The 12,539-nt window shown below is 42.4% G+C and carries 11 protein-coding genes; 2 read left to right on the forward strand and 9 right to left on the reverse strand.

The window, feature by feature from the left end; genetic code table 11:
- The first annotated feature begins 9 nt into the window (after positions 1-9).
- Together ON09_RS09130 and pepE are read left to right on the forward strand one after the other, a co-directional pair.
- Complete coding sequence (locus ON09_RS09130) at positions 10-846, forward strand: carboxylesterase family protein (RefSeq protein ID WP_010600760.1); 837 nt, start codon at positions 10-12, stop codon at positions 844-846.
- Between the two features lie 12 nt (positions 847-858).
- Complete coding sequence (gene pepE / locus ON09_RS09135; RefSeq protein WP_010600761.1) at positions 859-1,554, forward strand: dipeptidase PepE; 696 nt, start codon at positions 859-861, stop codon at positions 1,552-1,554.
- Positions 1,555-2,012: 458 nt separating this feature from the next.
- Here pepE and ON09_RS09140 read toward each other — a convergent pair whose 3' ends face one another.
- From ON09_RS09140 to traM, 9 genes are all read right to left on the reverse strand, one after another.
- The gene (locus tag ON09_RS09140; protein WP_010600762.1) at positions 2,013-4,430 is read right to left on the reverse strand and encodes an outer membrane beta-barrel family protein; all 2,418 of its coding nucleotides are present in this window, start codon (positions 4,428-4,430) and stop codon (positions 2,013-2,015) included.
- A gap of 688 nt (positions 4,431-5,118) precedes the next feature.
- Positions 5,119-5,961 (reverse strand): hypothetical protein, encoded by an 843-nt coding sequence (locus tag ON09_RS09145; protein ID WP_010600763.1) that lies wholly within the window; start codon positions 5,959-5,961, stop codon positions 5,119-5,121.
- A 42-nt stretch (positions 5,962-6,003) separates the two neighbouring features.
- Positions 6,004-6,783 (reverse strand): DUF4099 domain-containing protein, encoded by a 780-nt coding sequence (locus ON09_RS09150; RefSeq protein ID WP_010600764.1) that lies wholly within the window; start codon positions 6,781-6,783, stop codon positions 6,004-6,006.
- 4 nt (positions 6,784-6,787) lie between these two features.
- Complete coding sequence (locus tag ON09_RS09155) at positions 6,788-7,993, reverse strand: ArdC family protein (RefSeq protein ID WP_202947135.1); 1,206 nt, start codon at positions 7,991-7,993, stop codon at positions 6,788-6,790.
- The gene (locus tag ON09_RS24205) at positions 7,980-8,627 is read right to left on the reverse strand and encodes a M23 family metallopeptidase (protein ID WP_010600766.1); all 648 of its coding nucleotides are present in this window, start codon (positions 8,625-8,627) and stop codon (positions 7,980-7,982) included. The genes ON09_RS09155 and ON09_RS24205 overlap by 14 nt, the downstream gene beginning before the upstream one ends.
- Positions 8,624-9,040 carry a hypothetical protein gene (locus tag ON09_RS09165; protein WP_010600767.1) on the reverse strand — a complete coding sequence of 139 codons (417 nt, stop codon included), beginning with the start codon at positions 9,038-9,040 and terminating at the stop codon, positions 8,624-8,626. The genes ON09_RS24205 and ON09_RS09165 overlap by 4 nt, the downstream gene beginning before the upstream one ends.
- Positions 9,041-9,066: 26 nt before the next feature.
- Positions 9,067-11,043, reverse strand: coding sequence for a type IV secretory system conjugative DNA transfer family protein (locus ON09_RS09170; RefSeq protein WP_010600768.1), 1,977 nt, complete (start codon positions 11,041-11,043; stop codon positions 9,067-9,069).
- A gap of 101 nt (positions 11,044-11,144) precedes the next feature.
- Positions 11,145-11,972 (reverse strand): DUF4138 domain-containing protein, encoded by an 828-nt coding sequence (locus ON09_RS09175; RefSeq protein ID WP_010600769.1) that lies wholly within the window; start codon positions 11,970-11,972, stop codon positions 11,145-11,147.
- A gap of 9 nt (positions 11,973-11,981) precedes the next feature.
- Positions 11,982-12,539 (reverse strand): conjugative transposon protein TraM (gene traM / locus ON09_RS09180; protein WP_010600770.1); only part of this gene is annotated, 558 nt, incomplete at its 5' end.

Here is a 12,539-nt window from a genome sequence, read left to right on the forward strand (position 1 = left end):
ATTACACCAATGTATAAATTTTTCGTAGCCATTGGCTTCTTATTCTTAATCAATCCGGCATTTTCACAGCGTAGCCATCGTCTACCAGAAAGCTCATCTATTAAATTCGATAGTTCCTCATTTGTAGCTCAAAAGCAATACCTCAACAACCTATCCGCTAGTGATTATCAAAAGAAGGAGTTTAAGCAAAAGAATATCTCCATCCCTTACCGATTATTGAGCCCGTCAAATCTCAAGTCAACAAAGAAATATCCTCTCGTGGTCACCCTGCACAACTCCACCAGAATAGGAAATGATAATGAAAAGCAACTGGAACCGCTATCCAGGATCTGGCTTAAGCCCGATATCCGAAAAAATTTTCAAGCCTTTGTACTTGCACCGCAATTCGAAACCCGATCAACAGATTATGTTTTTGATCAGGTCAAAAATGTACAGGTTTCCAAGCTAAATGCAAACCTTCCGATTATTATCGATTTGATTGAGCAATTAAAAAAGGAGCTTAATATTGATGAAAACAGGATTTACCTGATTGGTTATTCGATGGGTGGTTCATCTGTACAGAATTTGTTGAGCTTAAGTCCGGGTACTTTTGCAGCAATGATTTCTATTGCAGGCATTCCCGATTTTTCATCAACAAATGCCCTGCAATCAAAACCCATCTGGCTGATTCATGGAGCAAAAGATAATGAAAATCCATTTAATGGAAGTGAAGCCTTATTTAATGAATTGAAACATGACAAGAAAATCCGGTTTAGTACTTTTGCTAATCTTGATCACAATACCATTAATTACCCTTTATTAAACACCGATGAACTGCCAAAATGGTTGTTCCAATGGAAAAAATAATCTATTATCACCATGAACATCATACTTGCTTCAACCTCCACCCTATTTGGCGGCAATTACCTGGAATACCTCAAAGCAGAAATCATATCGCTTTATCAAAATATCGACGAAATCATATTTATTCCCTTCGCCAGACCGGGAGGAATTTCACACGATGGGTACACTTCAAAAGTTAAATCCTTCTTTTCCACATTGAATATAAAAGTAAACGGATTACATGAATTTCAAGATCAAAAATCGGGCATTAACCAGGCAAAAGGATTTTTCACCGGTGGAGGTAATACCTTTCTTTTGGTTAAAACGTTGCATGAATTAGGGCTAATGGAAGTTTTGAAAGCAAACATTGAAACTGGTAAACCTTATCTCGGATGCAGTGCAGGCAGTAATATTGGAGGAATCAATATGAAAACCACCAATGATATGCCTATTGTTTATCCACCCTCTTTTGAGTGTATGGGCTTGGTTCCCTTTAATGTTAATCCACACTATTTAGATCCAAATCCGGATTTAAAACATAATGGAGAGACCAGGGAAACCCGGATCAAAGAGTTTTTGACTCAGAACGAAACTAAAGTAATTGGTCTGAGAGAAGGAAACTGGATTAGAAAAGTAGGTGAAAAAATTACTGTAGAAGGAACAGAGTTAACCCGCATTTTCGAGCATGGGAAAGCCCCTTATGAGTTGAATCCTGGTGCTGTATTGCTTTGATCAATACAAAAGCTCCTTACATAAATGAAGTGACTATCGCCAAATCGAGCGCAAAAAATAGTATTGAACAGTCAAAGCTCGATCATAGCGTTGTTGATATTCGACTACGTTTGGAAAGTGAAGTTTTTGTAATGAATATTTACATCCTAATAGCGTGATAACAAATTTGTCAAATCGAACTCTTCAAAGGGGTATACATTTAAAAACCTTAATCTGGTTAATACCGTATCTGTAATTGTACATCTGGAACTAACTGATGTATAACTTAGGTTACCTCAGGCTAAGCTTGAGAAATATAACATGACGCACTATCACTTTTAACACACAACTTAAAAGGGATTTATGAGCAGATACACTTAATTGTATCTGCTTTTTTAATGCCAACTGATGATGATCACTCAGATGGAATGATATACGAATTTCTTCGACCGAATAACAATTAAGTCAATAAACTAGCATTAATTAGACGACTTTTTTGTATCATCATTATTAATACTGCGCTCACTCTTCTTGATTGATCCTTTAAGTTTTCCGAATTTCCAGTTCAGTGAGCCGCTTACACGTCTGAACGGATTCTCGCGAATGCGCTCCTGGGTGAAGTTCACTCCTTCTGTGAAACTTCTATATTCCCGGTTTTTTTGAAAAGGATTTGCCACCATAACAGATACCGTTAATTTATCTTTGATAATGTCCTTGCTACCACTAAATCCCAGGTAATAATAATTGTTTGATTGCCCTTGCAACATTACATCGGGTGCGCCATAATTAAAAGACACACTTGTTTTCCAGGTTTTCTCGAATTTATAACTGGTGGTAAAACTAGAGTATCCGGTTACACCACTGTTTTGTGCCAGCACTCCGTTAATCATACCTTCCAGCCAAATGTAATTGACATTGGCACTTATATTCAGATTCCATTTTGCCGTTAAGGGATAATTAAAATTGGCATTGGTACCTAACAATCTGGTTTTACCGATATTAAATGAGGTAACACGGGTCAGGTTTTCTGCAGGAAAATAGGTAGAAACCTCCTGCTGGGTATTGTTCGCAAAATTATAGCTTAAGCTTAAGTTCAGTGATCCTTTTTTAAAGTTGCTGTAGGTCAGTTCGAAATTGTTACTTAACGTGGCTTCTAAATCAGGATTACCAAAATATTCAAAATTGGGCCTCGATTTATCGACAAAGGGATTCAGGTTCCATATTCCAGGTCGCTGAATTCTTTGGGTAAAACCAAGGCTTAAACTCTGACTGTTTTTTAAAGTCCGGTTAAACGATACCGATGGGATCAAGTTAAAATAATCTGTTTTTACACTTGTGCCGGTAGTTTCGAAATTACCTGTAACATAAGTTCCTTCCAGGCGGGCGCCTGCTTTGAAAGTCCAGTCTTTAAGTTTGAGCGTATAGGTATTGTAAACACCAAATATATTCTGATCATTTCCATAAACATTGCTCTGAGCCGGATCTATGATGTAGCTATTTTGGTCCGAATTAAAACCAAGGTATTGGAAATCACTATCCCCCCGCCTTAATATCGCCTTCACGCCAGCCTCCAGGGTTAATTTCTTCCAGGGGTTTACGTAATCAATCTGGGCAGTTTGTTCCTTCGAGCTGCTCACATTATCTTGCCTGTAATTTACACCGGTAAAATTTAACCGGTTGTTAAACATTACATCGTTGGTTTGCGGTTCTGAACTGTCGAAAAACTTATAAGAAAAAGTTAACAGGTGCTCTTTTTTATCTTTGAAGCCCTTTTGATAATTGAACGTATAATCTGTTCCTCCCCATTCATAACGGGTTTTTCCATCGAGATCATAAGAAGACAATACCGAACCATCCCGCAAATCAAAATGCTGATTCAGGTTTTGCTGGTTATAACCGCCGTAGGGATTAATTTCTACCGTGATCAGATTCAACGAGTCGATTTCATAACTTAACTCACCTCCACCCCAGGCCCATTTATTATCGGTTTGCTGAAAACCTAACGAATTCAGGCTTGATGGGATCGCTACGCCGCGGCTGTTTCTTGCATCGGTGATTTTTACGCCATCTACCTGCCAAACGCCGGTCCCTGCATAAAAGTTTGCACCAAAGTTGCCTTGTTTAATGGTAAAGTTTAGGTTTCCGCTGGGTCCACCTGGAGATTGGTAACGGGCATTTAGGTTTCCGTTGTAACCATTGTCCATCTTTCTGGAAGTGATGATGTTAATTATTCCAGATAAACCTTCACTTTCATACTTCGATGGTGGCGTGGTAATTACCTCGATTTTTTGCACACCCGCGGCAGGCATACTTTTTAAATACTCTTTTGGATCGCGTGTCAGAATTCCTGAAGGCTTTCCATTAATTAGAATCCTGTAATTACCAGTTCCTTTGAGTTTCACATTATCATCTGCATCTACAGACAAAAGAGGAACTTTTCGCATCATATCCATCACAGAAAGCACCTTACTTTCTGCATCTGCCTGAATATCGTAAACGATCCTGTCCGGCTCCTGTTTAATCAGCGGCCTGCTGGCTGCGACAGCAACTTCTCCAAGTTCATTACCTGATGAAACCACTAGGATTTTGTTCAGATCCGTATCACGGCTGAGCTTCACCAGAATAGTTTTCGATTTATATCCCAAGGCGCCAATAATAACTTTGTAGTTTCCTTCCACAATTCCGGAAAAAGAAAATTTCCCATGTTCATTGGAAACAGCGCTTTTGATCACGGTTGAATCCTTGCTAAGCGCAATGGTAAAAAATTCCCCTGGTTTTCCCGAAACACTATCTATAAGTGTTCCTGAAAGCTGAAATTTGTTTTGCTGGGCCGTAGCCTGATTTGAGATGAGAATGCATTGAAAGGCAATGCATAGCGTTAATAAGTATCTGCTCATAAAATAGTTTTGTCTGATCGGCTATATGCGATTTGTTATATACTAGATGCAAAAAAATTGAAAGTGTTGCATGGACAATGAATATTTTTCAGAAGACTTTGAAAATCAATCAGATATTTTGTCTTACCATCGCCATGCTGATGATGAAATTAGTCTGAAAACCTGTAACCGCTACTGCTGAAAACAGCATGACTCTGTTATAATTGATCGTTAAGTTTAACAGTTGTGCAAAAAATTAGATTGGAATAATGGGCCAAAGGGCATTAAAATGTGAGTCTTGAAGTGTTCCTTAAAGCAATAATTAGTTTCTTCGCGGCATCAGGCCAGCAAACTCTTTTATATTGCGCAAAAATCACTTGGACCTCAAGAATAAAAAACGTTTAAAAACAATTCTCGGAATAGATTGTCTGAGAATTTAGTTTGTTTGGTTTAGTTTTAAAGACGGATGTCAATAGAACATAAAATATAGCCCCTTAGAAATATGGGGCTTTCTCCTTTTACAGACTCACTGAAAAGCATTCTAAACGAATCACATTCCTTTTCAAACAGATAAAACTAAATTGATGGGCAGAAAGCATGGTTAATATAAACTTTGTCAAACCTAAAGAGCGATTTTGTATTTCCTCACGGTCTAGAGAGCAATCGTTACCTAGACATCAATCATACAGCCCTGATTTTAAGACAAATGTTATCTTTTAAAATTAGCAGAGTTTGTGCGTTCATTAACTTCCGTAATGACATCCGGCGTCTGAGTAGATGGGATGGCTAAGGGTTGAAGATTGATCTTTTTCATTTCTGAAAAGTCTGGAAACAGTTGCTGCTTGGTCAGCAGAACCATTTCAGTATTGAAGACGTCCAGGCGTTTAAGCTCCGGGTTTGCTGAAACATAGACAGGAATCTTCTTTCCATCAAGCTCCATAGATAGAGAAATTAAATTGCCGTAACTCAGTGCCTTAATGCTCGCCATTTTTTTCTCCTCATCCTGAAAATCCATAAACGGATATTTTTCAACGGTTTGCTGAAGGTTAAAGCCATATTCAGGAAAAAACCATTTTAAAGGATGCTCGCCACTTTTATCGGTTACTCCAAGATCGAGCTTGAACCAGACGGTTACTCTTTTCCGGCTATCTTTTTCTAGGTTATCCAGATCCTTGACAAAAATGTCCTTTTGCAAAGAAAGCCCGCACATCAGCTTATAACACTGAAGTGCGGTCATTCTATGATCCTGTACGATGTCGAATCGTTTATTTACCGGTTCAGTGGAATTATAGCGTTGCAGTTTGGCCTCAATTGCATTTAAAAAATAGACCTCACTGGTCGCTGAGCGGCTGAAGCGAATTTCAAAGTGCATGGTGTCAACTCCTTTTGAAGGGTCTGAGCGAAATTCTGCCGGGATATAGCGTTGATTGATACCGATAGAGAATGAGCGGGATCCTTTGTAAATCGCATCCTCCAATACCGAATTTAAGCGTGTCCCAAAGCCTAAATAGTCGAGTGATTTTTGCAAATATGCTAAGTTATTCTGATCCATGTGTTTTCTGTTTTAAGTGAACTGGTAATTAAACTGACTGACTCACCTTGATATTTTTCTTATCGCAGGTTCTGTCTGCCGGGCAGGGATATCTTCGGTCCGGTGCCGCAACTTTCTTGCGCCCTCCATTTCTGAAAGCGCCTGATTAAACGCCGGCGTTCGGTGATCGAGCTGCTGGGCGTTCTCTTGCAGCGCAGCAATGCCCCGAAGAAGCAGATAGCTGATACCGCCGTCAAGTAGCACCGAAAGCACCAGCGCTTTGCGGTCAGATAAGATTCCATTAAGCGCTGTAGCGCGATGCCTTAAACGGGTCCCGTCTTCAAGTTCCAATACTTCTCCTCTGCGAAAAGTGGATTTTTCTTCCTCAGATAGCAGCATGCCATTTACCCGGTCAGGGGCCTGGACTTTGGACACATCATAACTGACAAAGTCTTTAGTTAACGGATCGTATTCAATGTTCACCATGGTTGACCTGCCCTCTTCCTGCTCAACAGCTTTCCCTATGAAACTTCGCTTGCCGCTGATCAGCTCCTGGGTTTCCTGGTGATTAAGCAAAGGATGAACGCGCGGCTGTTTATAAATGGGGTGAATGAATAGTTCAACTTCGCCAGAATCCTGCCTGCGCAGGGAAAGCCTGGCATCTAACCGCTCAATAAGAAAATCTGCCCCTTTGATTTCATGCAGGGAGATCAGATCCGTTCGTCTTCCAGCAAGGAGGGCCTGGACCTGCGAGGGAGAAAGCAGCAACTGTTGATCATGATAAATACCTAACGCTTCAAGCTTGGAAAGCGGAAGCTCCTTCACATCAAATGGTGTTTTCATAGTCTTATCTTTTTTTGGTTGATGATGGTAAATTATTTTTTAATGTTTCGGCTGAAATCTGCTCAAGGGAAATCAATGGATGCTGAGCGATTTTTTTCTCCAGCAACTCACCGTATAGCGGGTCTGCACTGGAAAGGGTAAACTGTATGCCAGAAGGCAGTTGCTCCATGCGAAGCCGCCCCTGTTTCAAATGCCCCTCGACCCTATAAATCCGGTCCTTATATAGGATCTCATCGCCCGTTGAAAGAAAAGGTCTTGGAGTCTCCGTTGCTGAAGCCAGCATTGTGGGATCAAGCTCAATACTTTGTTTTCGCTCGATGGCTAATAAATATTCAAAGATCTTTTCCGCATCAGCCGCCGCAGCATGAATTTCAAATGGGGTATCCTCGAGTACTGAAACCCAACTGTCTACATAAGCAGCATGTTGTCCGGGGTCATGTCCGATTCGAAGTTCTGATCCGATTAGCATCGAGGCAATTTCTGCCCTAAGCTCTTCCTTGCTGTACTCAATCATTCCATTATGAAGTAAACTTGCCCGGTCTAACCTGGAGGGATGTCCTGTCCAATGCGCCAGCTCATGCAGGGCGGTGGCATAATACAGATCAGCCGCTGCAAACTGGGACCGCTCAGGCAAAGTAATTGCATCGTATCTCACATCATAGTAAGCCGAATCAATGTAGCGATGATTGATTTCTGCACTGCTGTTTTTTATCAGCGCTTCTGCGCGTTCCATGGGATCCCATGAAATTTCTTTGGGGCCCGTTTTTACTATGGCTTCAAGTCCTGATATTTGCTGGGCATTGAAAACCCAGGCCGATGAAACTATAGGCCGGGACAGCGGAAGTCTTTGCTTGACCGGATTCCCCAGCTCATCGAAGACCATGCTACCCTGTTCATCCCGCATCGTTTTTTGCTCATGGGTTTTGACGAACTGAATCATGGTTCCTTTTTCGCCTTTAAGGATTTTGGCGCCCATGGATTCAGCCTGCTTAAAGGTGAGCCACCTGGGGTCCTCGTAGCCCGAGAGCAGCAAATTCATGGCATTAATCCCTTTATACCTGTTACCACTTTGCGCATTGTAAGGCAGCATCTGAATGAGCATTCCCTCTGTATTCCATGGTTTCTGCCACGGGGCAGTCCCTTTCTTCAATTGCTCAATGAGTGTTGATGCAACCTGTTCATGCAAGGGGCGTGATTTATTTTCCATCATTCGCCTCCTCTTCTGTTGGTAACTGATCTGCCACTTCTACCCCATACTGTTTTGCCTGGAGCGGAGATAAAGAAATCGAACTGTGATGGTTAAGCAATGAAAGCAGCACAGCTAAAGGCAGCTCATCATTTTGAATAGGCGCTAGGTTTTCCATAAGATTGTTTTGGTTTGTAGTTTTCAGAATTTCAAGGGTTCGCACAGGGTCAATGAATTTTCCGGCCACTTTAATAGATAGATGCAAATGAGGCGCAGTGGATCTGCCGGAGTTTCCTGAGATGCCTAATACCTGTCCACTGTGCACCTGCTCAGAGGGGATGACAAAAACTTTGGAAAGGTGAGCATAAATGCTTTCTATTCCTCTATGGTTAATTTTTACATATTTTCCAAGAATGCTGTTCTCTCCGCTATCACTCACCATGCCGGCCATTACCGACATCACCGGCTCATAGTGAGCGCGCAGGTCTGTTCCGGAATGAAACTGCAATATTTTAGTAATGGGATGTATCCTCAGGCCAAAGGCGCTGGTTGGAATAAATCTGTTCAACGGCCAACTTACCTGGGCTTTCAGCGGGCAAGTGCAGCATAGCGAAATTAAAAGCACAGATAGTGGAAAGACGGAAGCAAGCGTTCTCATCGCTTAGGATGATGAAGATTGGCCTGCTGCAGAATTTCAGCCACATGCAAACGCTCACCAAGCGGATCAGTAGCTACTGCAGCGGCAGATGGGGAGAACTTTAAAAGCTGAAAGGCATCCAGCAAAGCGGAAGGGTCTCCCCGATCCTGAAGCATATTTACTTTGAAAAGGGTTTTAAAATCTCCTAAAGGTATACTGCCCGAAGCCGACATCAGCAGCTGATACAGCGAATGCCTGTCTTTAAGCACATGGACCTGATGAAGGGCAAACTGCTCTTTTTGCAGACTGGCAAAGGTAATATCTACTTTGCCAAGCAGCGGGTCAACTGCGGATATGATGCCGATCTGCATCTGTTTAACTACGCCACCATTTATTTCGCTTACCAATGCGATAGTTCCATTAAAATTTTCCATAAAAATTTTGGTTTAAAAGTTTGGACTTAGCTGTTTGTTCTCAGGCAACGCAAAACCACGCCGTCCACTTCTTTATTGATTCTTGCAAAATTCTCTGTGAGAACTTTCTGTTTATTGCCTTTGAAATCATAATACCTGGGAAGTTCTATTGGCTGGGATTCTTCCTGAGCGATCGCTTTTAGGTCTAAATTTATTTTGCAATTGACCACTGAAGGAGAAAAACTGCCTTTATATGCATGATCGGCTTCTTTGGCCAGCATCCCTACCATCTCTCCAGTTCCAAGTGAGGCAATTTTACCTGATGGGATGAGGTATTCCAGGCGTTCAGATAAAGAAAGCGAAGTTTTTGAACGGTCAATGGAGAGACTTTCAGATTCCTGTTTGATCTTGCCAAAAAGCTTTTCCAGCCAGTCCAGTGTTTCTTTGCTCCTGACAGATCCTGAAAGCACATTTCCTACGACCGAACAGATAGTATTGGCGACCTCTTTCCCGTAATGCTGATGGAACTGCGGAAGTTCCTGCAAACCCATCAGTACGGCCACTTTATTAGACCGTGCAGTGGCGATCAGGTTTTCAATGCGGTGTACAAAAATCGTCGGAAGCTCATCCAGTATCAACGCACTTGGCAGATTGCCTTTGGAATTGATGAGTCTGGTCAGCCGGTTAAGCACTACTGAATAACAGGCGGAATTGATATTCTGAGTAGAGGGATCATTTGCTAACACCAGTATCGATGGTGAATTCTGATCGCTGATCTTGAGCGAAAAATCATCGCCCGAGAATACCCAGAATGTTTCCAGGGTGGCGAGCCGGGAAATAAATATTTTTAAAGTGCCCACCTGCCCTTCCAATTGATCGAATGCCTTGGCGTGGTAAGCGCTCATGAATGGTGATAATAGTGAGGCCAGCTCTATATTACTTACCAGGCAGTCGAAAATTTCCTGATAAGACCGGTTTAAAAAGGCGAGCACATGAGGAAGCGAGGAATAGCGGCCTGATTCATAGCGGGCAAAAAAATAAATGCAGGCGGCTAAAAAATTTATAGCACTTTGGGTAAAAAATTGGTCACTTCCTCCTGACTTATCTCCCTTTTTAAGCGCTTCTACCAGCGCTTCAGCCGTCTCGGCAGCATCTGCCAGGGTGGCAATATAATCACGCCGGAAAACATTTACCCTTCTGCTCATCTCGACTTGGTTTAAGTTCACGACATTAAATTTGCGACCGGATGGCGAAACCTTTTCTGCTGCTAAGTAGCGGCGGTAAGCCAGCGAAGCCAGATCGGGAAACTTGAAATCATAAAGACACATCGTGTATCCCTTATCGATCAGCTGCCGGATAAAGGGAATCACTACGCCAAAAGATTTTCCAGAACCAGGCGTACCAATGAGCAAGGTTCCCCGGAATATATTTTCAATATTGATAAATCCTTTTCTGACTTTTTTTTCATAATAAAACAGCATAGGGATACTCACCGCGTGCGGGATCCCGCTTGGCCTGATCTCCTGCATAAAAGATTCTCCTTCCACATTCCACTTATCTTTGCCCAGTTTGGAAGAAATGATTTTTGAAATGTTATCCATCGAGATGTGCAGGGCAATTGTTCCACTTAAAAGCAGCATACCATATATTGCCTGAAAAACCATTGGTGAGAAATTACGCCATGAAACTTCCAGCGAATAAACCAGAATACCTGCAAAGAGCAGCACAAGGCTGATAAATAGCGGAAGAAGGATATGCCGTTTTGGGGAAAGCATCCTTTGCTTTTTACTCCTTGTTCCAATAGCTACCAGCATCACCAGCAGCATGATAAAAATCCTGCTGTATAAAGGATGCCCATAAATCTGAACCCTGCTCATCACCTGGTGCAGATTCACCAGCGCCTGCATCGATTGCAGATGAATCCCGGGAATGATAATAAAATACAGCAGATCCAGGAATACAAAAAAATAAATGCTAAACTGCATAAACCGGTGTAGCCCGATCAGCTCGCTTCGTTCTTCCATAATGAATTAAGGGTTTAATGATGCAATTCACTCTCGCGTGATCAAGCTTTGGATGGCTGGAAAGCAGTGAATTTTCTGAGGCTCTAAGCATGCTAAAAATCCTAAAAACTATCTGCCGAAAGGATGTCGCGATAGTTTAATGATAAGCTGACCAGTCTGGATGAAGGCTGTTTTTCACTCAACTCAATGACCAGTCTTTTATCCGAAGAAAATGTAGCTTTATCAAGGACATAAATGTTTCTCCCCTGCTTGGAAAATTTATCCAGGGGATGCAAGGCTTGTTTTATTTTCAGGGGGAACTGCTGAAAATTGGTGGCCTTAAGGATTTTTTTATCGCTGATACTAAAGCTTATCCGTTCAATCTGATATTCCAGTGCCGTAGCATTTTCAAAGCCAAGATCTAAAAAAATCAGCTCCCCGCAGCTTAGTATCTGATGCACGCTGAGGCTGATGCCCTGGTTGCTAGCCTTAGCCAGCGACCTTATCGGCTTACTGGAGATCACCTCCATGGCCTTTGTCCGGATCTGGGGCGTAGACAATGATGATACAGCAGGCACAAGCGGAAGCATATGTTGGGGCAGTATTTCTATTTCGCTATTCGCCTGCGCTGCTTGTGGTGAGACCAGAATGATGCGATACTGGGCCAGAAACTGTTCCCCGGTAACAGTCAGAATACCCAGTTCACGGGGATAGCTAACAGAAGAATCCTGACGCAAAATCCGAAGGCGAAGCAGATTTTTCAGTGGCAGGTCTCCGGAAATTTTGCCAGTGGGTAAATCGACATAACTGATGGGCTCTGGTGAGCGTAAATGGACAGCACTTGTAGTGCTGATGTAAATAACAGGCAATGGATTTGCGGATGCATGAGCGGAAAAAATCCAGCTGCAGATTGCAAAAAAAAAGATGATGTTGGCGCTTAAATTTTTCATAACAGCGGTTTATTTTTTAGTAGTGGTTGATGCATCTATCAGATAGACCATTGAAGGATAGCGTATCTTTGCTTTGTTGGAACGGATCAGCCTATTCACCGCTCCGGTAGTCGACTGAAACATCCGCCCGAGTAGACTCATGAGCTGCTGGTTTTGATCAGTGGATGCTTGCATCGTGATTCCTGAAACCGAGCCAGATGCAAGCTCCCGGCTAAATTCACGGTAAGCTGAGGCCGGTACATAGATACCCTTAATCCCATCCAGATCATAAATCTCCAGCTTCACCGGGAAGATAACACCCTGATTGGCAATTGAAGATATACTCATCAGTACCCTTTGAGCAGAAAACCCGGTAATGAGCGCATAAACCAAAGTGCCTTTTTTAACTAATTGCTCCCCGATGCGGATATCGTCTAGCAATCTGATGCCAACACGCGAGCCATTGAATCCTGTCAGCGATTGATCAATCATTGCCTGCATCAGCTCTGGAGATTCCCTCCTTGCAAGCACCGTCAGGGAATCTGCAGGCCAGTATTGCTGCTTTCTGGCCTGTAATGGCGGAGGGTC

This window comes from Pedobacter agri PB92, from assembly GCF_000258495.1.
In the GTDB taxonomy this organism is placed as follows: Bacteria; Bacteroidota; Bacteroidia; order Sphingobacteriales; family Sphingobacteriaceae; genus Pedobacter; species Pedobacter agri.